Origin of the sequence: Leptospira yanagawae serovar Saopaulo str. Sao Paulo = ATCC 700523, assembly GCF_000332475.2 — a bacterium.
GTDB classification, from domain to species: Bacteria; Spirochaetota; Leptospiria; order Leptospirales; family Leptospiraceae; genus Leptospira_A; species Leptospira_A yanagawae.
The window spans coordinates 20,373-43,141 of record NZ_AOGX02000032.1 but is presented as its reverse complement, the minus strand read 5'-3'; the positions used below and the strand labels follow the sequence as shown (position 1 = coordinate 43,141).

Here is a 22,769-nt window from a genome sequence, read left to right as displayed (position 1 = left end):
CCATTTTTTAGGGTTGTAGGTGCACGTATGTCGCTTTTCCGCCTTTCGGGAGTTTCTCGTTTAGACCAACTCAAAATTTACACACCTCTCTTTTTGGACAGTTTGTTTGACTCCCATAAAAGGGAATTGATGTTAACAGACCAAGCTGCAAAGGTATTGGCAAGTTTACGGAAGTTATGTGTTCCAGATCTAAACCAAAGTTATTTTGCATTCCAACTCAATTCTGAGACAATTAAAGAAAATGAACTTAAGGTATATGGGAAGGGAATGGTCTCACTCATCCAAAATCTATTGGATCATGAACTGGCAATGCCTATATTTTATTTGGTCCGAAAAGAAGAAGAAGTTTCTGCAAACCAAATTCCTGTCTTTCCTAGTTTGCTGGAACCATTACAAGTGGAGTTAGCCATTGTTTCCTATTCTGGAGAACGGGTCGAAGAAAAATATGCTTTTGCCTATAATGCCATCGCAGCTAGATCCTTTGTAAACTTACAAAATTTTTTAGTCGATAACTTCCAAAAAGAAACAAGTGACTTCTTCCAAATTGCGATGGAAGATTTAAACACAAAACCCATTTCAATCATAAATACCATGTTATTCGAATTTGAATCTCCATTCGAAATCAAACAAGAATTTCGTGATGAATTGATCCAATACTTGGAAGATGGATTTACCAATTCAGAAATTTACTTTTTTTTGCCAATACTCGGTTGGGTTTATTATGATACCACCGATGCGATTCAAAAAGAATTAGAATACTCTAAATTTTTTGATGAGAAAATTGTTCCAAAACTCATCGAATTAGATCCAAGTTTAAAAGTAAGTTATCAAGGAATGAAAGAGAAAATAAAGGATTCAAAGTTTGATGAACTTAGAAACAAATCCTATCTGCCTCAAATCGAATTTCTAGAAACCATTCAGTCCACTCTCTCTTTTGAAGATTATCCGATTCTAGAATTTGTGAAAATATACCAGATATTAACGACCAAGGCGGAAAAAATATCAGAAGAAAAAGCAGCGATTGAAGCCAAACAACATTTTGAAATATTGTATACAATGTTAAAGATGGGAGATAATTTTATCAGTCGGTTTTTGTTAATTGATCAGGCTATGTATACGGGTAACGACCGAGTCATCTTAGAATTACAGAAAGCAGATGATGTGATGTTTTGTGAATACTATTATAATTCAACTTTTTATTGGGTTTTCCTTTCAAAGGATGTGAGCTCTGGAAACATCGTGATGGAAAAAACCATTGAACATTATTATGATGGAGATCACACTCTATACATCTTTGAAACACTCATGGAAAAATACCCCAACGTGAAAAAAAGTTTTTTGTCAAACATAAGATTTAAAAACTTATACAGAGATGCCAAAAACATTGTTTACTGGAAACAAATGCCTTTTGTCTATCGATTGTTTCGTTTTTTCATTGGGGATGAATTTCCATCGGAATGGGAAAAAAATATCCTTTCAAAAGTGAAATACAACCAAATGAAAGCAAAGTATCTACCAAGGAAAAATAAAACCAAAGGATCTGGAACGAAACCATAATCAACTTCTCTTAATTTTGTTGTCAAAAAATGAGAATCCAAAGAGATAAGAGATAACCGTTAGGGGTGCCTAAGGTTTTTGGTTTTCCAAAAATTCGGCTGAGAAATACCCTTTTTGAACCTGATCTTGGTAATACTTGCGAAGGGAAACGGAAAAAAAATATTCCATAGTAACTGTCATTGGCCATGTTCCATAGAAATGGTTTTTATTGATGTTTACGTTTGTGATAAACCTTTTCCTTTCCATCCAAACCAATGATGAGTGATTCCGGCCAAGGAAATCGCATGTCTGAAAACCATCAAAACCATTTACCTGTAAACGAAGTGTTTACACCACAAACCACCATTCCGCTGTCAAATGGAACTGAATTTAAAGCCTATCGCACAGAAGGGATGTATTGCATCCATGAAGAAACATATGATTATAAACAAGGAATCCCGAAACTAAGAAGATCTTGGATAGAAGGTAGAGAGAATCGGGGAGATGAAAATTTTTCCCAACTCTATTTTGCGAAACGAAACATCGTGACCGAAGAGATGTTGTATGTAGCAAAACGAGAAGGGATGACTCCAGAATTTGTGATGAACGAAGTAAAAATTGGCCGTGCCATCATTCCATCTAACAAACGTCACTTGGAACTAGAGCCCATGATCATCGGGAAAAAATTCCTCGTTAAGATCAATGCCAATATTGGAAATTCAGCCATTTTATCTTCCATAGAAGACGAAGTGGAAAAACTAAGATGGGCACTCCACTGGGGGGCTGATACCGTAATGGATTTGTCCACTGGCAAAAACATCCATGAAACAAGGGAATGGATCATTCGGAATTCTCCTGTTCCCATTGGAACTGTTCCTCTCTACCAAACGTTAGAAAAGGTAAAAGGAAAGGTAGAAGATTTAAATATAGCAGTATTTTTAGAAACCTTGGAAGAACAAGCAGAACAAGGTGTGGATTATTTTACGATCCATGCGGGAGTTTTACGTGAATATGTCCAACTAACAGAAAAACGAATCACTGGGATCGTATCAAGAGGGGGTTCGATATTGGCAAAATGGTGTAACCATCATAAAAAGGAAAACTTCTTATACGAACATTTTGATGAGATTTCGAAAGTGATGCAAAAGTATGGAGTTTCCTATTCTCTTGGGGATGGGTTACGGCCAGGTTGTATCAATGATGCCAATGATGCTGCCCAATTTGCAGAATTGAAAACATTGGGGGAACTCACAAAACGTGCTTGGGCAGATGACATCCAAGTGATGGTGGAAGGGCCTGGTCACGTTCCCATGCACCTCATCCAAGAAAATGTTCGATTGCAAGAAGAGATCTGTATGGAAGCTCCGTTTTATACACTAGGTCCACTAGTCACAGACATTGCTCCTGGTTATGACCACATCACATCGGCCATTGGCGCTGCGATGATCGCATGGTATGGGACAGCTATGCTTTGTTATGTGACACCCAAAGAACATTTAGGCCTTCCGAACAAACAAGATGTAAAAGATGGAGTGATTGCTTATAAAATTGCAGCCCATGCCGCAGACCTAGCAAAAGGTCACCCTGGTGCCAAAGAACGTGATGATTTGTTAAGCAAAGCAAGGTTTGAATTCCGATGGGAAGACCAGTTTGCTCTCTCTCTTGATCCAGAACTGGCAAGGTCGTACCATGATGAGTCACTCCCACAAGATGGAATGAAAAAAGCACATTTTTGTTCGATGTGTGGTCCCCATTTTTGTTCCATGAGGCTTACATCAGACCTTCGTAAGGATATAGCAGGTGTGGAAATTGGAATCAGTGGAAAAGAATCAAATCTTTGAGTGGAGAACCAAAGAGTATGATGGGATATGACGAGGTAAGTTTTCTTTACAGTTTACTTACTTTTTTTTGAAACGAAGTTGGAACGTTCTGATAAAAAAACCAGGCAGAAAGCCTGGTTTTATCGGATTCACGATCGAAAGAAAACATGAATTATGTTTTCTCTCCAGTTTTCGTTTTTATAAACCTAAACTTCTACCAATGATTTCTTTCATGATCTCAGTGGTTCCCGCATAGATGGTTTGGATCCTTGCATCGAGGTAAGCTCTTGCAATTGGATATTCCATCATGTAACCGTATCCACCAAAGAACTGTAAACACTCATCTGTATGGCGTTTTTGCATCTCAGTCGCATACCACTTACACATAGAAGCTTCTGCCGTTGTATTTTCACCTTTCATGTGTTCCATGACCACTTTGTCACAGAAAACTTGCGCCATCTCAAGTTCTGTTGCCATCTCCGCCATTTTGAACTTTGTATTTTGGAAAGATCCTATCTTTTGGCCAAATGCTTTTCGTTCTTTGATGTATTGGAGGGTGATGGTTTGTACAAGTCGTGTTGCTTCCACGGCTGCCACTGCTAACACTAATCGTTCTTGCGCTAGTTTTTGCATGAGGTAACGAAACCCTTGTCCTTGTTTACCAATGAGATTGGATTTGGGAACAATCACGTCATTGAAATACAATTCCGATGTATCTTGTGCTTTGAGACCAATTTTATCTAAGTTACGGCCACGTTCGAAGCCTTTCATTCCTTCTTCGATCATGACAAGAGAAATGGTTCCGTTATCATGTTTCACAGCTGTGATGATGAGGTCCGCAAGTTGTCCATTAGAGATAAATGTTTTTTGTCCATTCACAACGAAGTGATCACCTTTATCCACTGCACTCGTACGAAGGGATTTTAAATCGGAACCAGCACCAGGTTCTGTCATCGCAACGGCAAGGATGGATTCACCCGAAGCACATTTTGGCAACCAACGTTTCTTTTGTTCGTCACTGGCATAGGTCGAAATGTACGGAGCGATTACGTCATTGTGGAGGGAAATGAAAAAACCACTGTTTCCCACTCGAGATGATTCTTCGATGATGATGATGTTGTATAGAAAATCGGCTCCCGACCCACCATATTCGGTTGGAACATCGGGACAAAGCAGTCCGTTTTCCCCTGCTTTCCTCCAAACTTCCTTTGGCACAATGTGGTTTTTTTCCCATTCTTCGTGGTGTGGTTTGACTTCTGTTTCAAAAAATTTCCGAGCCATCTCGCGGAATTGTTGGTGTTCTTCAGTAAAGGGGAGGATACGCTCCATAAAATTTGTGACTCCTTGATATGGAAATGTTACAAAAATGGCGAATTGAGGTCAATTATAAACAGTGTTCAGCTTCATGTAGACACCAGGATTTTTCTTGATGTACTGGATGGCATCTTCTTGGGAAAGGACATAGAGTTCTGTGCCTGGCCAAGCGACGAAACTGAAATGGGAAGGCAATCCTTTGGTGAGAGAGTAAATTTCACCCACAAAATCCCCAGCACCCAGTTCCCGTATCGTTTTGTGGTTTTGCATCACCACCACGGTTCCAGACCTCACGATATAGGCATTTTGGAAGGTTTGGTTTTCTTCGATGAGGACGGCTTCTTTTTTGACAGTCTCTAGTTTTAAAATCAGTTCGAGTTGGGTGACTTGGTAACTGGTAAGGCCACGGAAGGTTTGGGACTCGGTCAGTGTTTTCCAAGTATTGGTCTCTCGGATGCTATTCAGTTTGATGAGGTTTTCGTGGAGTTTTGATCCGCGGATGAACTGGAAAAATCTCGTTTTTTCAATCGTGAGGGCAAGTACATCTGTCTCAGCATACACATCGGCTTGGCGCACTGTATCTAGGATCAGGGATGCTTCTCCAAAGTATTCATACGTTCCATACCGTTTGACAGCAGAATGGTCACTGGAAAGTCCCTCAAACCGAACATTCCCTGAGGCAATGATGAAAAACCGATCCCCATGAGTTCCTTTTTTGATGATTTGTTCCCCACGACGGAAACGTTCTTCCTTTACGATTTGTAAAAATTCTTTTGCCTTCTCAATGGGAAATCCAGAGAAGATATCAATCTGAGATAAAATTTCTAAGAGTTGGAACGCCTCTTGGTGTTTGGGAGGAGTGATCTCCGGGTACAATGTATTTTCAATTCCAAATTTAGCAAGAGTTAGGTGGTTCCCTTGTGGCATGTCTTTTGCCGCAATGTGGTAAACTGTAATCCTTTTTTGCACCTCTTCTGGTAAGGAAGCCAAATAACTGATTTTGGTATGGAGGGGAGGGACACCCGCTTCATGGTAAATGATTTTGCGATCCCATGGAAAGTCTTTTAGGAATTGGTACCTGGATTCTGGTAAAACTCCTTTTTTGTACATGTCTTCGAAGGCTTCTGGATCATTTAAATGGTCAGATGTATAATAAAAGGATTGGTCTTGGAAAAAGAATTCAAATCCAACAGAAGGAATGGAATGTAATGCATAGTGAAAGTAAAATTCACCACCGTTGATGATGGTGGGTCTTCCAATCACAACTGGGATAAAATCAAACAAATCTGTGATTTCTTTTCGTGGAATCTTTGTTAGACTACAGTATTTTTTAAGAAACGATTCCATCACCGTTGCCGTTGCATAAATGGTGATTTTGGATTCTTCCAAGATTTTTTGAAAGGTTCCGGCATCATGGTCCGCATGGCAGTGGGTGAGGATGATGGAGTTGATAAACTTTGGATTTACATTGGATTCCCGTAACCATTCCGTTGAGTTTACAGGTGGGTCCACCATGATCCCTTGGCCATTCAACCAAATGATAAATCCAGAAGTGTTGTCTGTGGGATCAAATCCATGTGAGGGTCCAAGACAAGTGATGCCGATGAGTGGTGGTTGGAAAGGTTCTTCCAATCGTTTTCCGATATCGTATTTGACATGAAAGTCCACTTCACCAGGGATTTTGATTTTTTTTTCACCATCGACTACAAGGAATTCATTGGAGGGAAGTTGTTCAATGGTGATTCCACCAAACTTTGCTTTGTGGGAATCATCAAACAAAACAAACTCCACAACCTCTTCCATCGATTTATAACTTCTAAAATAAGCCATTTCGGCTTTGATATCCGGGAAACCAAAACTTTCAGCACCATCGATGAACTCGGAAGAGAGGTTTAGTTCTTGTGGTCCCATAAGTGATTCCCCGAGAACAATGGTTAGCTGTTCTTTTTGCTCAGGGGAACAAACGATAAAGGTTTTTTTGCCACCACGAAAGAAGAAATTAAAGTAAATAGGGAATTCAAGTTCGGCAATGGAGATGCCTTTTTCCACATGGAAAAACTTGTTTGGGAGGACAAACACCAGAGGGGTCTTCTTTTCGAGCCCCATGGTGTCCTTAATTGTTTCAGGAGGGGATCCGAACTGGATGTACCCTTCTGAAGTATCGACTAAATATCCCCCTCTAGGGAGTGCTGTAAAACCATTCGGTTCGGAACTGACCATTAGGGGATAATTTATTTCCTACTTGTGATTTTCTATAAATTTTTTAATTTGCGGTTTTGGTAAAGCACCAATTGCTTTGTCTACTAAAACTCCATCTTTATAGAGAAGAAGGGTAGGGATGGATTGGATACCGAGCTCCTGCGCTGTCTTCTGGTTGAAATCAACGTTTAGTTTTGTAATTTTGATATCCGCCATTTCTTGCGATAGTTCGTCAAGAACAGGGGCTACCATTCTACAAGGTCCACACCATTCTGCCCAACAATCTACTAAAACCACGCCATTTGCAGTTTCTTGTTTGAAATTGGCGTCATTGATTTCTGTAAGTGCCATATTTCGAAATCTCCTTTTGAAACGTATAACCTTTCTATAAACTAGACTGGGGATTCGAGGGAAAATCGTCGATTATTGTTTCTTTTTTTTCTTTTTATCGTCGGATTCGAGGTCAGTGATCTTTTGTTGGAAGGATTCAATTAGTGTTTTGGTTTTTTCCAAATCTTCATTTTCGCCGGTAATTTGGAATATTTTGCGGTTCATCTCGAGCATTTCCACAGAATGTTTCAAATCTGTGGAATCTTGTGTTGACATTTCAAATTTGGAACGATAGTCCTGTGCCGCTTGGTTGGCAAGTTCGATGATGAGGTTAAAGTGTTCCTTTCGGATATAATAATAAGGATTTTCTAAATCTTGTTCTTTTTCATACGCAATGAAATCGAATAAATTTTTAGTACATGCCGCTACGCGGAAATTGATATCAGGCCAAGACCATTTCCATTTCGAATTGGTTCCAAAGGCAGTCACTGTTTTTTTCATGGCTTGCAGTAAACCTTTAATGAGGTTTAACCTTTGGGTAGGTGTGAACCTTTCGATTTTTGCAAGTTGTTCTTTGTTTTCTGAAAGAGAACCGTCCACATTGTTCCCAACGGTTTTTTCAATATAAGAGATGCAGTTATAAATTTCTTTTCTAGCCGTTTCTAAGTAATTGTTATTATTGATCTCAAGGATGGCCTTGGAAAGTTCATTGATCACAATACAAGTGTTAATCGTTTTGATCGAATTGATGGCAAGGGAAATGTTAAAGTAAGGTTCCATTTCCTTACTTTTTTTGGCTTGGACTTTGAAAATATTGGCTTCTTTTTTTAACTCTTCCAGGTAGTTTTTGAAATCTACCAACTTGTCATTGAAGTCCGCTTTTTTTTCCTTCGTGATGGCCATGTCTGGTTTTATTTTCGGCAGAAAGACCTGGTTTTGTCCATAAAAAACGTCGACCTGGTCTAGAGTTTGCCGAAACTGGAAAAGAATGGAAAATTCTCCTAGGAAACATAGGGACCTACTCGATTTACTCGATACCTACAAATACATGAACCAGGCAATTTTCTGGGATTTTTTGGATTTGGACGGGCGTTGGGACTTTGCCAACGGTTGGTTGCAACTAAACCACCCTGAGGATGAGTGGCGGGTTCGGGCCTCGGAACAATTCCCACCCATCCGCCCCGAAGGCACAGACCACTAAATTTTTCCGACAAGGCTGATCGTTTTTGGTTCCTTCCGAAATCCACTTCGCTTCCCACACATACTTCCGATTCCCAGTCTTAATTCGTTCCTTTTGCCATGGCACCTATTGTGGCAGACATAGTCAGAACAAAGGGAGCACGAAGGTTTTAGAATTGTGATTTGATTCGAGGAGAGAAAGAGAACGGAAAGGATTTGGAAAGGGATCCAAGACCAATATTAGGTCTTGGATGGAGATTGGTATGCTTAGATTAGTAAGTGATCTTTAAGTCGGAGATATCGATGAACTTACGGAATAACAAACTGTTTGTTGGTTTTTTTGTATCAAACACAAGGACCGCTACTTTATTGAAACTGAGGAAATTCGGTCTGTATTGGGTGTAATGGTGGCTTGTGATGGTTGTTTTGTATTTGTTATTATAAATGGTGTAGGTGTGTTTTGGTAATGTTTCGTGCACCTGACGTTTTTTTTCATCTTCTGTTTGTGCAACGTAATTATAAATCACTTGTTTTTCTTTGGAAGGTCCAGTTTCACCAAACAGTGTGAAGGGGAGAGCCTTTGCATTGTTTTTACAGAGGTAATCGACTACTTCCGTGAATGTAGGTTCCGGCATTTCTGCTTCAAAACCAGCATAATGGCGTTTTTCCATTTCTTCTTTTTTCTTTGCGTATGTTTCTTCACCCCAAATTTCTTTTGCAGTGAAAGGCGTTGGCATAATATTAGAGAAGTATAATGTTCTTTCGTCTTTTTCCGGGTCAGCTTTACGCCAAGCAGGATACGGAACAAGTCTCCTTTCATCCTTATTGACTCGGTCTCCTTCAAAACCTGCCAAAACAAAAATAGAATATTCGTGGTTGTCTGGAACTCTAGATTCCAATTCCACTTGGACATCTAAAAATTCACCTTTACCCGTATCTGCATGCCTTCTGATGAAACTTACGTTCTTCAAACGGATCCTGGCATCATACATGGAAAGGGGATAAAGATCCCGGTTGTCTTTGGAAGAAGCGGCGGAAACCTGTGTCCCTTGTGGGTTCCCAGATTCTTGTGCAAAGAGCGCAACACTGAGAAGGGTGAATGAAAGAGCGAATATTGTTTTGTTCATGTTCCGACTACCAATTTGGTTTATACAGTTAGTATCGAAGGAATGCCCCAGAAAAATTAGGGAAATTAGGCTTTTTTCGGCCGATTGTTTTCATCTACGAAGACAACTTTCGGTTTGTAATCGTTAGGAAGTTCCTTTTCCTCAACCTGGCCATAGGTGATGATGATGACTTTGTCACCTTTCATCCCAAGCCTTGCCGCAGCCCCATTCAGACAAATCGTTCCCGAACCCCGTTCTCCTACAATGAGGTAGGTTTCGAATCTGGCGCCATTATTTACGTTCACCACACTCACTTGTTCATAAGGTTTCATACCGGCCATATCCATTAGGTCTTGGTCAACGGTGAGGCTACCTTCGTAGTGGAGTTCCGCCTCAGTGACGACGGCTCTATGGATTTTGCCTTTGCAAACAGTGATGATCATTCGGACCTCTCAAATAAAACCCTAAACATTTTGCCCGATAGATTCAAAAGGCTTTTTTGGACAAGAACATGGATTTTCGTATTGATCCTGTCCACAGAAAACGGAATGGCAGCAAAAAGGGGAGTGATGACATAATTTTCGTATAAATTGGGATAATGGCGATTTTCATCCACCACACGGCCTCGGAAAGCTTCCACGACTTTCATCATGACCCGTTTCTCTTCTTTTGATAAAACAAGTCCATCCATGGGCTTCAGAAATCGTAATGTGAATCCCTGGATTCCATTCCCTTCAATTTTCGGCACCACTTCAATATGACCTTTATCTTTTAATTGTAAGAGGGCTTCGTTCAGTTTGACGGGGTAGGGAGAGTCTTCTAAGTGGATATAGTCTCCTCGTGTGATCATCTCCGCATGTTTCTGGAAATGGACACCATCCGAATAGTAAAGGAGCTTTGCTAAATCCAAGCGGGCTCTGCCATTCGGTGATTTTTCGAGGATCCAAAGGATCGCATGCAAAAGTTTCTCCATCAAAAAGGACTACCTTCCTATCTCTTTCCTTCGATTGTACCTTACCAAAGATACTTGGATTTCCAGGAAAATGCCAGGAAAAATCGAAGGGAATCCATGCTCTTTTTGGAACACAGTCCATGTTTGACGGGGGGCATTGGCGCGAAAGCGGAAAATCTTTTGGTTTCAAAGGAGTACTTAACCACTCTAGGGGTTGAACTGTTTTCGCTTCCAAGGGGAGGTGATTTCACAGCCCATGAACCAGGCCAAATTGTGGGTTACCTCCACATTGATTTAAAAAAAAGAAATATCAGTTTGGGTGATTTTTTACGGTACTTGAACGAGAGTTTGGCGGTCGCAGTGAAAGGAACTTGGGGACTTGTGGTGGTAGAAAATCCAAAGGCCCCAGGACTTTATATTGAAACCACACAAAAGAAACTGATCTCAGAAGGGGTTTATGCCAAATCTCATTTTACGAGTTTTGGATTTGCATTGAACGGGATCAATTCTCTCTCCACTTTCTCCCTCATCCACCCTTGTGGGGCAAGGTCAGAAGATATGACATCCCTTTCGGAACTTGGACTTACCAATGGGTTTTTGGAAAAACGAAACGAATTTGTGCTGCGTTTCTCTCGCCATTTCCTTTCTCTTCTCCCTTAAATTCGATTTTTTATGTCCTTTCCTCGAGTTTGGCCGAAAAGAATAAGGGGGATCCATGAAATATTCACGTTTTTTTCTTTCCTTTATACTCTTTTTTATCCTCTCAGAAACCCTTGCACTCAGCGGTGTGGTTTGGACATTTTATGAGTCCTTACAAAATGCGCTTGTACAAGAACAATTTATTTCTGACCACAGGGCTCGGGATTTAAGTTTGGCTCTTGCCAAATCGGCAGAACAACGATTGAATAACGAAGGTTATGTGGAGCTGGAAAAGATGTTCCATCGTTATGTAGAAGAGTCAAAAAATGATCCAGAACAATTTCGATTTTTAAAAATCAGTTTGTATGCACCAGATGCCACTTTGTTAGTTTCAACCGATACCATTTATACAATTGATGAATTAAAAAAACGAAAACCCGATGAAGAATTGGCAAAGTCCACTTTTTTTCGCAAAGGGATAAGGATGAAAAAATGGGAATGGTCGGAACCAGAAAATGGTGAAAATCCCATTGTGAATTCGAAACGTGATCCAAAAATACGAGATGGATTCGAATGGGTACTTTCTTACCTCCCATTAGCAAAATCGAATACAGTTCGGTTGACTACACCCTTGTACAAACCAGGGACCTTAGATGTTTCAGGTCTTGTGATTCTTTTTTATGAACGAGGAAATTTAGGATTATTATTTGAAAACCAATGGAAACTAGCTGAATGGATGGTTTTCAATTACATTCTCATTGCCTTTGTTGTGAGTTTACTACTGACAGGTGCATTTGTCACATATTCAGTGTTTGTTTCTAAAGAAACAGTGAGACAACCAGAATCGGGTGAGTTTTTACCAATCATTCAGAAAAAAACATTGGAAACAACGGAAAACTCTTTGGAACCAGTGAGTGTGTTGGAAGTCGAAGGGGCTGTCCCACAATCCATTTCTAACGAAAAAAAAGATGATGTAGAAGTTTTATCCGTTGGGCCAGTTGTGAATCAAATCAAACCTGAATCAAATGACAAAACCATACAAGATGCGATATTCTTAGGATAATTTATGGAATCAAAAGACAAAGTATTTTCCATTCAATTAAAAGGTGGTTTGGACGGGAGTAGTGCCGAGGATTTTTATCGATACTTCGAATCGCAATTAAACAAAGGGTATCGTAAGTTTTTATTCCAACTAGGGGCTCTCGACTACGTCACTTCGAATGGGATTAGCATCCTTATTAAAATCCACAAACAAATTCTGAAGTCGAATGCTGTGTATGCCATTTATGGATTAAAGGCAGAAGTCGAAGATGTTTTAAAGTTAGTTGGTCTTTTTGATAAACTTCCGGTTTTTAGAAGTCACCATTCAGCTGAGTCTTTTTTACTCCAAGTAGATCTTTCCTCAGAAAATAATGAATCAAATCATCCAAACGATTCGGATGTGATTCCAAACCAAAAGGGATTGCGAGAAGAGCAAACACCAAACCAGAATCAAATTAGATTTTATTTTACAGGCAAATCAAAAGGGGAAGGGAAAGAGTCCCGAGAAAAAGAACCAGTTTCAAAATTGGAATCTTTACCATCGGAAAACAAAGCAGTTCAAATGCAAAACCCCTCCATGGAAACCGTTTTAGAAGAAAAGATCAACCAACTTCGACTCGAAATCAAAGACTCCCTGCAATCCGAACTCGAAAGGCGATTTTCCGTTTACAAATCAGGCAAGGAACCGGAAGCCAATTTGGAAAAAATTCCAAGTTATATCCAATCCAAAACGAAACAATTGGAAACGGTTGAAAGGATCATCCAATGTGAAGTTTGTGGAACCAGGTTAAGGTTATTTAAATTTGGAAAACATGAATGCCCAAGTTGTAAAACACAATTCCAACTCAGTCCCAATGGTTCCATCCGTTTCCTTGAAAAATTAAATCCAATATAAAACCTGGTCGTATGACAAACCAAGTCCCTGGGAAAACTTCGAGTACGAAACGATCCCTTGCTTTATCATTTTATACCTTTTTATCGAGGATTTTAGGCCTTATCCGGGACCACTTTATGGCTGTTAGCTTTGGAACCGGTATGGTGGCATCTGCCTTTAGTGTGGCATACCGACTTCCCAATATGTTCCGCAACTTATTGGCTGAAGGAACGTTAAGCCAATCCTTTATGCCAATCTTTTCAGAGTATGAAAAAATGGGTGTTTTGGAAGCACGTGTGATGGCAGGAACAGTTTTAAGTTTTCTTTTCCTTTGTTTGTCGGTGTTTGTCGCTTTTTTTTGGTTTTTTGCAGCCCAGTTTTTGCCCACCTTAGTTGGCGGGTCACCTGAATATGGTAAATTGGTCGTAGAACTTTCGTTAGTTTTGTTTTTTCTCATCATGACAGCAAGTTTGTCTTCGATCTTTATGTCGATTTCAAACTCCCATCACAAATACTTTGTCCCCTCTTTATCTCCTATTATCCTGAATTTTAGTTATCTGATCGTATTTTTGTTTGTCTTTCCTTTTTACCAGGAAATCAGAGACCGAGTATTTTTACTCGCATATGGAATTGTATGTGGTGGTGTATTACAACTCCTTGTCCAAACATGGTTTGTGTTTCGAAACGGTTATGGTCCCATCTTTCGATTGGATTTCAAACACCCGGCCATCAAAAAGATTTTTAAACTCATGTTACCTGCCGCACTTGGTGGGAGTTTTTATCAGATAGGGCTTCTTGTAGACATTTTTCTAGCCAACTACATCCAAAACCAAAATCCGGGACTTGGTGCTGTTGTGAGTTTGGATTATGCACAAAGGTTAGTCCAACTCCCTACAGGGATCATTGGAGTGGCACTTGCGACAACCATCCTTCCATCTCTTTTAAAAGATTTACGGGAAGGTCGGGAAGAAAATATTCCAAAAGAAATAGCCGATGTATTGTCTTTTGCATTTTTTTTGACATTGCCAGCAAGCATTGGTTTGGCGGTTTTAGGGGAAACTGTATTGGATTCCATTTATTATGGAGGGCGTTGGGACCATCTTGCTACGCTCACTGCGTTTTTCCCACTTGTATTTTATTCATTGGCAATACCATTTTATAGCATCAATAAGGTACTCGTTTCTTCTTATTATGCATTTTCAGATACCAAAACTCCTTTGCGCATCCAATTGGTTTCATTTTTATTAAGTGTAATCGTAAGTATTAGTCTGATGTTTTTTTTGAAACATTCGGCGATCGCCCTTGCATCTGCTCTCAGTTCCATAGTCACATCCTCATTATTACTTTTTTATCTAAAACACCACCAAGTGAGTATTCCATTTGCCACTGTCGGTAAACGTGTGTTAAAGATGGTTCCAGCACTATTTGGACTTTTTTTTTGGCTAATATTTTCGGAGTGGGGAATCAAACCAAATTTACATAGTTGGGGAATTAATGTTTTGGGATTCAGTTATGCAAATCTTAGTCGTTTGAGTCTTGGTATTTCCATCCTCCCTGCAGTTATCATTTATTTTGGGATCGCGACCTATACGGGTCTTTCCGAATCGGAGATCATTTTAGGAAGGTTTTTACGGAAGTGGAAACAAAAACCAAAGTCGTAATCTATGAATTGATTGCTGACTTTGGGTTTGGCATTGGAACGAGAACGGTAACGAAAACGGAGAAATACCTGACTACAGATTCACTCCGTGTTTTGTTACAATTTGTTTTTTAGATCTTTGGGTTCAAATGTTTAACCATTGTTTGGGGATAGTTTGGAAACGACTGTCTCACATCGTTTGCAAAGAGTCCCTTCTTTTTCCGAAACATGACGCCAACATCTTGGGCATTCCGCATGTTTTGGTTTTCGGATTTGGATGGAACCAGTTTCACCCTTCCATTCAGAAAATACTTCTTGGATTTCTTTTCCATCAAAACTGACATGTGACACTACAAAAAATAATGCCAGTTCTTCAGGTGAAAAAGAGTAACTGTCTTTATCACCTTCTATGATCACTTCCGCTTCTAATGACTTTCCAAGTTTTCCCAGTTTTCTTGCTTCTTCCAAAGCCTTTTGTACATCTTCTTTGGTTGCAAAAACTGGTTTCAGTTTGGTTTCAAGAGTTTCATCGATCCATTGGGATAAATCGGAAAAATCAGAATAAAACACAGAATCTTTTTTTCCAAATGTTGTCCAAACTTCTTCTGTGGTAAACGAAAGGATTGGGGCTAGAAGTTTAGTGAGGACATCTAAAATCAAAGCAAGTGCATATTCGGAAGACCTTCTTGTTTTAGAATCTTTCGCATCACAATACATTCGGTCTCTGATGATTTCGAAGTAGTCTTGGCTTAAATCGACAGTACAGAAAACAAGTACCTTATGATACACTTGGTGGAACTGGTAGGAGTCATAAAGTTTTTTTACATCTTCATTCAGTTTAGCCAGTTTGTGTAAGTAGTATCGATCGATAGTTTCGAGTTCTTCTTTTTTTAAGTTCCAAGAGAGGGTATCTGCGTTTGTATTTCCCAGTAGATACCGGAAGGTATTACGGATCTTACGGTAGGCTTCTGAAACGGTTTTGATGGAATCCTTTCCAATTTTAACATCATCTCTGAAATCTTGGGTGCTTACCCAAAGTCTTAGTATATCGGCACCGTATTGGTTGATGATATCCGTTGTTGGATTGATCACGTTTCCAAGGGATTTGGACATTGCATGGCCTTTGTCATCCAAAACATAACCATGTGTGAGAACAGATTTATAAGGTGGTGTTTTCCGAATCGCCATCGATGGCCAAAGGGAAGATTGGAACCAACCTCGGTGTTGGTCCGATCCCTCTAGGTATAAGTCTGCTGGTTCTTTTCCAATTGAATCACCAAACACAGCAAAGCTGGAAACTCCAGAGTCAAACCAAACATCTAAAATATCCTTATCTTGTTTTAGATCTTCGGAACCACATTTGTTACACTTTGTTCCTTGTGGTAATAAATCTTTGGCTTCCTTTTCATACCAAACTTCGATGCCTTCTTTTTTGACAATTTGGATGAAGTGTTGGATGGTTTTGTCATCCAAATGAGTCTGTCCACAAGACTTACAAGTAAAGGATGGGATAGGAACTCCCCAATTCCTTTGGCGAGACAAACACCAGTCAGGTCTAGATTCCACCATGGAACGAATTCTTGTGATCCCCCAATCTGGAATCCATTGTACTTTGTCGATGGCTTTTAGAGATTCTTCCCTGAGTCCATTATGATCGATGGAAAAAAACCACTGAGGAGTTGCGCGAAAGATCAAAGGTTTTTTACTCCTCCAACTATGTGGATAGGAGTGTGTGAATTCTGAGAAATGAACGAGTGCATTTTTTTCACGGAGTAATTCGACAATTTTTGGATTGGCATCCCAAATTTTGATTCCCTTCATCATTTCAAATTCGTCCGTATAACGGCCGTAATCGTCTACTGGGGAAAGTGTTGGCAAACCTGCTGCCGTTCCCACACGGTAATCGTCTGTTCCATGTCCTGGTGCGGTGTGAACACAACCTGTTCCTGCATCGAGTGTGACATGGTTTCCAAATAGAGGAATGGACTCTCTCTCTAAAAATGGATGTTGGAAAACCATTTGATTTAAGTCGGCATTGGAGAGGGATTTGATTTTTGTGAGGGTGATCCCCGTTTTTTGTTCCACCGCCTCTTTTAATCCATCGGCAAGGATGAGCCTTCCATGGTTGTCGGATTGGAAAAGAGAATAGGCGAGTTCTTCATTGAAACAAATCGCAAGGTTTGCAGGAAGGGTCCATGGAGTTGTGGTCCAGATAAGACAATACGTATCCGTTTCACCCTTAACAGCAAACTTTACATAGATGGAAGGTGACACATGGTTTTGGTATTCGATTTCTGCTTCCGCATGTGCTGTCGCAAGATCGATGCACCAGTACACTGGTTTTTTCCCTTTATAAATATATCCTTTTTCAAACAGAGAACCAAATACTTCCACAATCCTTGCTTCGAATTCTGGAGCCATGGTTAGGTATTTATGGTTCTCATCCCAAAAACAAAGGAAACGATTTAGGTCATCCCCTTGTTTGCCTACAAACTCAGTGGCATACTCACGGCATTTTTTTCTGAGTTCACTTGGACTTGTGTTCCGTGCTTCTTTCCCAAGATTCTTTAACACCTGTACTTCGATGGGAAGACCATGGCAATCCCATCCCGGGATCATATCGGTTTGGTACCCACTTAGGGTTTTTGATTTGATGATGATGTCTTTTAAAATTTTATTGAGAGAGTGACCCACATGGAAGTTTCCATTGGCATAGGGTGGTCCATCATGCAAAACAAAGGAAGGTTTTGATTTACGAATTTCCTTCATCTTTTGGAAAACTTTTTGGTCTTTCCAAATTTGTATTTGGCCTGGCTCACGTTTTGCCAGGTCGGCTTTCATGGGAAAATTGGTCTCCGGAAGGAGGACTGTTTTAGAATAAGGATTTTCCGTTTCTGGTTTGGCCATAGTAAGACCAATGTTTGTCATCTAGGCCAGAGAGAAAACGGAAAAAAAATCTTTAGTCCTTAGAGTTTGACACGAACCTTAGGGAGTTCGTTTCGTAGTCTCACCACATCTGATTTTTCCAATAGGGTCTTTTGTAAAACAAGATGTTTTAGGTGGGCAAGTTTTGCCAGGTTTTTTGGAAGGGTTTTGTATTCCCTCATAAGGGTGAGGTCTAAAATTTCAAGTCCTGGTAGAGAGGCGATCACTTCCACATCCGCCTCTGTTAGTTGCACCTTCGTTTCGTCGAGAGCTAAGGTTTTTAGTTTTTTCAATCGTGAGATGACGGCGGGAATTTCCTTTAGCTCCGTCCTTCCCAGTAACAAAACTTCCAAGTTTTCTAAATTGCCAATTTCGTCTGGCAGAGAGGTGAGTGGATTTCCAAAAAGATTTAGGATTTTTAATTGTTTGAGGTTACCAATTTCCCTCGGAAGTACCTTTAATGAATCATACTGGAGGGTGAGTTCTTCTACTTTTGTCAATTCTCCAATGGATTTTGGTAATTCTCCAAACTCTTTATTGGAAAGATTAAAAACACGATCCTCTTTGTGTTCTAAAATCCATTCTTCCGCATTCACAACTTTTTTATTACATTGCAAAAGGAAGGATGTGAACAAAAGGACTGAAAGTGTATTGTAAATAAAAGACTTCATAAAACCAGATTTGTCATTTCAGATATTTATTATAGCCAAATTCTAATTCTCGGATGATAAACTGGATGTAATCCATTTGGTCACGGTCAGATTTATACAAACTGGCTTCCTTACGGTAGTATTCAGCCAGTTGTGTTCGGAATAAGATGGTACGAAAGTCAGCTTTGGAGAGGATGAGTTCTTTCGATCGATTTTTTAATTGGAGGGCTTCTGGGATTTTCATCACAACGGAAATTTGTAAAATTGCATGTTCGATCTCGGCTACAATTTTATTGGAGTCCTTGTTTCTGTCAGCACTTGGCAATTGGAGTATGATGTCGTCCACACATTCTTCAATGTGATTACGCAATCGTTTGGAATCATACACTTTTTCCGCAATGCTATTGAACTTTTTAGGATAAATAAAACTTTCTGCCACCTTTGCAATCGAAAGGGATCGATTTTCTTTTGGAAGTGTTGGTTTCGGTTTTTCTGAAATTGGTTTTGGTTTGCCATCCTTTCTGTATAAATATCCAAGGATCAGACCAACAAAAAAACTGATCAAAAATCCACTCCCGATGTAATCAAGACTTCCTATCAGCAAGGAAACAACGGTGACAACCGACGAAAGGAAAAGAAAACTAAAAACACCGATCGGAACATGAAACTTTTCTTGTAAGGCAGAAAAAGAGATTCTTGGTTCTGATTTCGTAGATGGTATTTTTTCCTCTGTTCCATCTTCATCTATTTCGTCCGTTCTTTCTTCTTTGTCGATGGAAACGTCGGAACGGTTTTTCAAGATGATGCGGATCTGATCAAGGATCGGAAGTTCATTTCGAACCTCAGGGTTTGTTTTTGCCAGTTTGAATGTATTTTCCTCTACCTTCGAGAGTAACTTTTGGTCCAAAGCAAATAATACATGGAAATTTTCTTCCTTCATCTCCAAACACCCGTATGTATCCGATAATGTTTTTACAATTGTATCGATTGCCTTTTTCTTCTCGGAATCAGATTTTAAGTTCAGTGTTTTGATCTCAGAATACAAGTTGAGTTTGGTAAGGGTGAGTGTGTTTTTTGTATTCTCTTCTATTTTTGTACTTAGGAGTTGGATGAGGGAAAATAGCTCGTCTTCCGCATCTTCTTTTTCCTGCTCTGAAAGAAAACGTGATAATTTTTGTAAAATGATCAGACTATCTTGGATACTATTTTTTATGCGAGTGGCTTCGTCTCCATTCAGTTTATCAAAAGGAAAGTTTCCTAAAATTTGAAGTACTTCTGGGATCAGAAGAGGACCTTGTTTGTAAAGTTCCTCAGTTTGTTTTGGAAATTTGGATTCTAAATGTTTTAGTGTTTCGCTATAGGATTCATAATGATTCTCACTTGCATACCGTTTTAGAAATGGGAAAGCAAACTGTTTGAGTCCATCAAGTTGGACAGCTAGGTGTTTGGCATATTCAGGGTGGTGGGATCCACTTGGCAATACGAAATGATACCCAGGAACGATCTCAACTAGGTTTGCTGTTTCTTTTCCACGAGTGATGACATCAATGATAAAGTCTTTTACAGGTAACGGTCCATATGGCTCCATACTTTTGCGTATGATGGATTCAAGTTCTGATTCAAAACTGAGTTTGGTTGGGAAAAAATAAACCTTCCCTTTTTGGTCGGCACGTATTAGGTTTGAACCTGGATTCTCTTCCTCTAATACCAAATTCTGATTTGATCGATTCTTGAGTAATAGATCCACCAAATCAATGCTATATTTAAAGCAAGACCTTCGGAAAGGAACAATATCTGTTTTTTCATTGATTTGAGGAGCGATCATACTGACCCGAAAAATCAATTTTTGGTCAACCTGTAAAATGAAAGGATAAAAATACACAACAGGTTCTTTGTTGTGTTCGGTAAGGCCAGCAAGTTCTTTCAGAGCTTCTTTAATCGCCGAGCCTGATCTATGGGAATCCGTTAAGTGAACTTGTTTTGATAAAAGTTCTGGAATCAAATCCAAAGTTAAAAATAAAGTTGGAGTGATTTCTGCACTCCCATGCATTTCCAACCTTCGGTGCCTAACTCTTAATTCTTCTAAGATGGCTTGCGAGGTTAATGAATAACTGGCAATATTTTTAGGTAAGGAGATAAAATAATTTGGCTCAGAAACACTGCCCAAGTGTGGGTTTTCTGTTGCACCAAGTTCTGAAAATGGTTCCAAAATGCACCTGCTAAGTCACTAGTCTACAGAAGAATTAGGAAAAGGGCAAGAGAGAAAGTAGCGATATTTACGAGAAATGAAAGAAAAGAATCGATTCAGGATTTTGTAACTTGATCCCAATCATAGGAAGTAAAATAGATAAAATGACTCTTTTCCTAACTTAAATAGAAGGATTTCGATTATGACGAAGAGAATTATGAACGCAAACATTCGGATATCAATTATTGACTCGTATTTTATAAGATAAATCCGTCTATTAGTATATGGATATAAGATTGGCAGAAGTTTTGTTGCAACGCCAGAAGAAAGTTGATACATTTTTTGTTTGGGCAATTTTAGCTCACGTTCCCCTTGTTTTTTTTCTCTCACTTGGTTATGGTGCCACTTTTGTTGTCACTAGTTCAGCCATTTTGTTTGCAGTGTTATCGTTTTTATTTTATCGGATGTTTCGAGGAAGTTTTTTCTTACGTGCCTGGAATGGTACCGTACTCATGATGTTTAGTGCGCTACTCATCCAAGCCCAATTTGGCAGGATCGAAATGCACTTTCATGTATTCAGTGCACTCGCCGTTTTATTTGTGTATGACGATTGGAAGGTAATGTTTGTTGCAGCACTAACCATTGCCATCCACCATTTAGTGGGGAATTATTTGCAAGAGTTTGGAGCTGTTTTCTTTGATACCAAAGTGATTGTTTATAGTTATGGAACAGGACTCGAAATTGTTTTTACCCATGCACTTTTTGTTGTGATGGAAACCGGGATCTTAATTTATTTTTCGTTTTTATCGGTGAAAGATTTAAGAGTACAAATTGAAACACAAACAAATTTAGAAACAGTGATGGCTGGTGTGACAGCTGCGATTGACGAGGTGTCTCAAGGCACAAAAATGTACTTAGAAAATTCAAATCAAATTGCAAAAGCAGTTCGCGAGTTTGAATCTTCTTTCCAAAACCAATCTTCCTCCATCGAAGCCATTTCTGCCGCAACAGAAGAAACCACTGCTTCGAGCCAGTTGATATTAGAAGGAAGTAACCGCCAAATCACAGAAGTGCAAAAAGTGGAAGAATTGAATCGTAACCTTTTTAATTTGAATGAAGGATTTGTAAAATCATTAGAAGTGATGAGAAAAAAAATCCAAGAGTCCGCAGAGTCAGTGAAAAAAACAGAATCTGAGTTTTCAACTTTGTACCAATCAATGGAAGTTGCAGTCGATGATTCTGAAAAGATGGAAGAGATTTTAGATTTGATTTCTGACATTGCAGAAAAGGTCAACTTGCTTTCGTTAAATGCATCCATTGAAGCAGCAAGGGCTGGTGATGCGGGAAGAGGATTTGCCGTAGTGGCATCAGAGATTTCCAAACTAGCCGATTCCACAGCAGAAGCGACAAAAAACATCTCCTCAATTTCAGGCAAAATTAAATCGGCAATCCAAGTGAGTTTCAAACAATCAAATCAAATCAACCAAACAGTGCAAGGTTTCGTGAAATCTATTTTATCTTCTGAGGTTGGAATGGGAGAGTTAACGGAAAAAATTTCAGGCACACTGTCTGCGTTTGAAAAACAAGAGAATGCTCTTACCACACTCGATCAAATTGCCAAGGAAATGCAACTTTCGAGCAAAGAACAATCTTCCAGTATGATCGAAATTTCTGATTCCATTATGGATTTGAATTTAAAAACACAAACCAATTTGAATACGAGTTCTGAAATGATTTCATTTATTGATAAAGGGAATGTGATCTTTAATAATTTAAACAATTCAGTGGAGACTCTTGCTTCAATGATCGATCATGGAAGTGCAAACTAAATTTAATTGGAAACGATGGGTTTGGGTTTTTGCAGCCCTTGTTGTTTTTGGTTTCAGTTTTTATTTACAAATTTTCGGTAGTTCTTATCGAAAAGTAAGTTGTGATTTTTGTAAAATTCGATTTCAGTCGGAATTGAACTCGAATTGGATTATCATTTATCCAGGATTAGTTGGTTGTGGTAAAAAATGCCCTTTGGCACTCGAAGCCTTACGACAGTTTCGAAATCGTTTCCCAAAAACAGAGTTTTCGTTTTATTTTTTAGTGACTGACCCAAAGGAAACAGAAGAAGCCATAGGGGAGTATTTAGCATATTACCAAAAGTCTTTGCAGATTACCGCCCTTCGGTCAAGTTCCGAAGCAGAAAAAAGATTCTACAGAAGGTTAGGTGCCTACTTACCTGAACATGAAATACTGAAACAAAGAGATGAACATGGTACCCAATTTTTTCTGATCCCACCAAAAAGAGAGTTTGTTTATACTCTACCACAATTAAAAGAGAAGGATTGGGTTAAAATCCAAAATGAAATTTTGACCCATCCCTAAATCT

At 39.3% G+C, this 22,769-nt stretch carries 19 protein-coding genes and 1 riboswitch; of the genes, 9 read left to right on the top strand and 10 right to left on the bottom strand.

From position 1 onward, the window contains the following. Positions 1-27 precede the first annotated feature (27 nt). Both LEP1GSC202_RS15145 and thiC read left to right on the top strand, forming a co-directional pair. On the top strand, positions 28-1,557 hold the full coding sequence (locus LEP1GSC202_RS15145; protein WP_015678593.1) for a hypothetical protein: 1,530 nt from the start codon (positions 28-30) through the stop codon (positions 1,555-1,557). A 51-nt stretch (positions 1,558-1,608) separates the two neighbouring features. Then, positions 1,609-1,721, top strand: a riboswitch (TPP riboswitch). Between the two features lie 120 nt (positions 1,722-1,841). Then, entirely contained in the window at positions 1,842-3,377 is a 1,536-nt protein-coding gene (thiC, locus tag LEP1GSC202_RS15135; RefSeq protein ID WP_015678697.1) for a phosphomethylpyrimidine synthase ThiC, read from the top strand. A 177-nt stretch (positions 3,378-3,554) separates the two neighbouring features. Here the strand turns inward: thiC and LEP1GSC202_RS15130 are convergent, their stop codons facing one another. Genes LEP1GSC202_RS15130 through LEP1GSC202_RS15115 form a run of 4 tightly spaced genes read right to left on the bottom strand, consistent with a single transcriptional unit; the run spans position 3,555 to position 8,102 of the window. Further along, a complete protein-coding gene (locus LEP1GSC202_RS15130; protein ID WP_015678711.1) occupies positions 3,555-4,685 on the bottom strand; it encodes an acyl-CoA dehydrogenase family protein in 1,131 nt (376 codons plus the stop codon). A 51-nt stretch (positions 4,686-4,736) separates the two neighbouring features. Then, positions 4,737-6,890 carry a cAMP/cGMP-dependent 3',5'-cyclic-AMP/GMP phosphodiesterase gene (locus tag LEP1GSC202_RS15125; RefSeq protein ID WP_015678624.1) on the bottom strand — a complete coding sequence of 718 codons (2,154 nt, stop codon included), beginning with the start codon at positions 6,888-6,890 and terminating at the stop codon, positions 4,737-4,739. Positions 6,891-6,908: 18 nt separating this feature from the next. Further along, a complete protein-coding gene (gene trxA / locus LEP1GSC202_RS15120; protein WP_083930036.1) occupies positions 6,909-7,247 on the bottom strand; it encodes a thioredoxin in 339 nt (112 codons plus the stop codon). Positions 7,248-7,292: 45 nt separating this feature from the next. Beyond that, complete coding sequence (locus LEP1GSC202_RS15115; RefSeq protein ID WP_015678613.1) at positions 7,293-8,102, bottom strand: hypothetical protein; 810 nt, start codon at positions 8,100-8,102, stop codon at positions 7,293-7,295. Positions 8,103-8,187: 85 nt separating this feature from the next. Here LEP1GSC202_RS15115 and LEP1GSC202_RS15110 point away from each other — a divergent pair, with 85 nt between their 5' ends. Next, on the top strand, positions 8,188-8,400 hold the full coding sequence (locus LEP1GSC202_RS15110; protein ID WP_015678694.1) for a hypothetical protein: 213 nt from the start codon (positions 8,188-8,190) through the stop codon (positions 8,398-8,400). A 250-nt stretch (positions 8,401-8,650) separates the two neighbouring features. On the opposite strand, the gene LEP1GSC202_RS15105 is transcribed toward LEP1GSC202_RS15110, so the two are convergent. The 3 genes from LEP1GSC202_RS15105 to LEP1GSC202_RS15095 form a co-directional block, all read right to left on the bottom strand. Then, the gene (locus LEP1GSC202_RS15105) at positions 8,651-9,505 is read right to left on the bottom strand and encodes a hypothetical protein (protein ID WP_015678689.1); all 855 of its coding nucleotides are present in this window, start codon (positions 9,503-9,505) and stop codon (positions 8,651-8,653) included. Between the two features lie 65 nt (positions 9,506-9,570). Further along, complete coding sequence (gene panD / locus LEP1GSC202_RS15100; protein ID WP_015678674.1) at positions 9,571-9,927, bottom strand: aspartate 1-decarboxylase; 357 nt, start codon at positions 9,925-9,927, stop codon at positions 9,571-9,573. After that, positions 9,924-10,457, bottom strand: a complete 534-nt coding sequence (locus LEP1GSC202_RS15095) for a type II toxin-antitoxin system antitoxin SocA domain-containing protein (RefSeq protein ID WP_039929171.1) — start codon at positions 10,455-10,457, stop codon at positions 9,924-9,926. Before LEP1GSC202_RS15095 ends, panD begins: the two co-directional genes overlap by 4 nt. Between LEP1GSC202_RS15095 and lipB the strand changes: the two genes are divergently transcribed. The 4 genes from lipB to murJ are packed head-to-tail and all read left to right on the top strand — an operon-like array spanning position 10,440 to position 14,651. Beyond that, the gene (lipB, locus tag LEP1GSC202_RS15090; RefSeq protein ID WP_015678638.1) at positions 10,440-11,096 is read left to right on the top strand and encodes a lipoyl(octanoyl) transferase LipB; all 657 of its coding nucleotides are present in this window, start codon (positions 10,440-10,442) and stop codon (positions 11,094-11,096) included. The two genes, LEP1GSC202_RS15095 and lipB, sit on opposite strands and share 18 nt — an antisense overlap. Positions 11,097-11,151: 55 nt before the next feature. Next, positions 11,152-12,138 carry an LIC_12071 family protein gene (locus LEP1GSC202_RS15085; protein WP_015678676.1) on the top strand — a complete coding sequence of 329 codons (987 nt, stop codon included), beginning with the start codon at positions 11,152-11,154 and terminating at the stop codon, positions 12,136-12,138. A gap of 3 nt (positions 12,139-12,141) precedes the next feature. After that, a complete protein-coding gene (locus tag LEP1GSC202_RS15080; protein ID WP_015678610.1) occupies positions 12,142-13,011 on the top strand; it encodes an STAS domain-containing protein in 870 nt (289 codons plus the stop codon). 11 nt (positions 13,012-13,022) lie between these two features. Continuing rightward, the gene (gene murJ / locus LEP1GSC202_RS15075) at positions 13,023-14,651 is read left to right on the top strand and encodes a murein biosynthesis integral membrane protein MurJ (RefSeq protein WP_015678712.1); all 1,629 of its coding nucleotides are present in this window, start codon (positions 13,023-13,025) and stop codon (positions 14,649-14,651) included. A 131-nt stretch (positions 14,652-14,782) separates the two neighbouring features. On the opposite strand, the gene ileS is transcribed toward murJ, so the two are convergent. Genes ileS through LEP1GSC202_RS15060 form a run of 3 tightly spaced genes read right to left on the bottom strand, consistent with a single transcriptional unit; the run spans position 14,783 to position 20,413 of the window. After that, complete coding sequence (gene ileS, locus LEP1GSC202_RS15070; protein ID WP_015678716.1) at positions 14,783-17,536, bottom strand: isoleucine--tRNA ligase; 2,754 nt, start codon at positions 17,534-17,536, stop codon at positions 14,783-14,785. Between the two features lie 59 nt (positions 17,537-17,595). Continuing rightward, on the bottom strand, positions 17,596-18,225 hold the full coding sequence (locus LEP1GSC202_RS15065; RefSeq protein ID WP_015678617.1) for a leucine-rich repeat domain-containing protein: 630 nt from the start codon (positions 18,223-18,225) through the stop codon (positions 17,596-17,598). A 13-nt stretch (positions 18,226-18,238) separates the two neighbouring features. Then, positions 18,239-20,413, bottom strand: a complete 2,175-nt coding sequence (locus LEP1GSC202_RS15060; RefSeq protein WP_015678679.1) for a hypothetical protein — start codon at positions 20,411-20,413, stop codon at positions 18,239-18,241. A gap of 263 nt (positions 20,414-20,676) precedes the next feature. Between LEP1GSC202_RS15060 and LEP1GSC202_RS15055 the strand changes: the two genes are divergently transcribed. Together LEP1GSC202_RS15055 and LEP1GSC202_RS15050 are read left to right on the top strand one after the other, a co-directional pair. Beyond that, positions 20,677-22,221, top strand: a complete 1,545-nt coding sequence (locus tag LEP1GSC202_RS15055; protein ID WP_039929168.1) for a methyl-accepting chemotaxis protein — start codon at positions 20,677-20,679, stop codon at positions 22,219-22,221. Then, positions 22,205-22,765 (top strand): SCO family protein, encoded by a 561-nt coding sequence (locus LEP1GSC202_RS15050; protein ID WP_039929166.1) that lies wholly within the window; start codon positions 22,205-22,207, stop codon positions 22,763-22,765. Before LEP1GSC202_RS15055 ends, LEP1GSC202_RS15050 begins: the two co-directional genes overlap by 17 nt. Positions 22,766-22,769 lie beyond the last annotated feature (4 nt).

Coding starts and splice junctions, on each gene's coding strand:
- LEP1GSC202_RS15130 (WP_015678711.1), bottom strand. CDS start 4,685: ATGGAGCGTATCCTCCCCTTTACTGAAGAACACCAACAATTCCGCGAG.
- LEP1GSC202_RS15065 (WP_015678617.1), bottom strand. CDS start 18,225: ATGAAGTCTTTTATTTACAATACACTTTCAGTCCTTTTGTTCACATCC.
- LEP1GSC202_RS15145 (WP_015678593.1), top strand. CDS start 28: ATGTCGCTTTTCCGCCTTTCGGGAGTTTCTCGTTTAGACCAACTCAAA.
- LEP1GSC202_RS15115 (WP_015678613.1), bottom strand. CDS start 8,102: ATGGCCATCACGAAGGAAAAAAAAGCGGACTTCAATGACAAGTTGGTA.
- ileS (WP_015678716.1), bottom strand. CDS start 17,536: ATGGCCAAACCAGAAACGGAAAATCCTTATTCTAAAACAGTCCTCCTT.
- LEP1GSC202_RS15125 (WP_015678624.1), bottom strand. CDS start 6,890: ATGGTCAGTTCCGAACCGAATGGTTTTACAGCACTCCCTAGAGGGGGA.
- thiC (WP_015678697.1), top strand. CDS start 1,842: ATGTCTGAAAACCATCAAAACCATTTACCTGTAAACGAAGTGTTTACA.
- panD (WP_015678674.1), bottom strand. CDS start 9,927: ATGATCATCACTGTTTGCAAAGGCAAAATCCATAGAGCCGTCGTCACT.
- LEP1GSC202_RS15110 (WP_015678694.1), top strand. CDS start 8,188: ATGGAAAATTCTCCTAGGAAACATAGGGACCTACTCGATTTACTCGAT.
- LEP1GSC202_RS15050 (WP_039929166.1), top strand. CDS start 22,205: ATGGAAGTGCAAACTAAATTTAATTGGAAACGATGGGTTTGGGTTTTT.
- lipB (WP_015678638.1), top strand. CDS start 10,440: ATGCAAAAGTTTCTCCATCAAAAAGGACTACCTTCCTATCTCTTTCCT.
- murJ (WP_015678712.1), top strand. CDS start 13,023: ATGACAAACCAAGTCCCTGGGAAAACTTCGAGTACGAAACGATCCCTT.
- LEP1GSC202_RS15105 (WP_015678689.1), bottom strand. CDS start 9,505: ATGAACAAAACAATATTCGCTCTTTCATTCACCCTTCTCAGTGTTGCG.
- LEP1GSC202_RS15080 (WP_015678610.1), top strand. CDS start 12,142: ATGGAATCAAAAGACAAAGTATTTTCCATTCAATTAAAAGGTGGTTTG.
- LEP1GSC202_RS15085 (WP_015678676.1), top strand. CDS start 11,152: ATGAAATATTCACGTTTTTTTCTTTCCTTTATACTCTTTTTTATCCTC.
- LEP1GSC202_RS15095 (WP_039929171.1), bottom strand. CDS start 10,457: ATGGAGAAACTTTTGCATGCGATCCTTTGGATCCTCGAAAAATCACCG.
- LEP1GSC202_RS15055 (WP_039929168.1), top strand. CDS start 20,677: ATGGATATAAGATTGGCAGAAGTTTTGTTGCAACGCCAGAAGAAAGTT.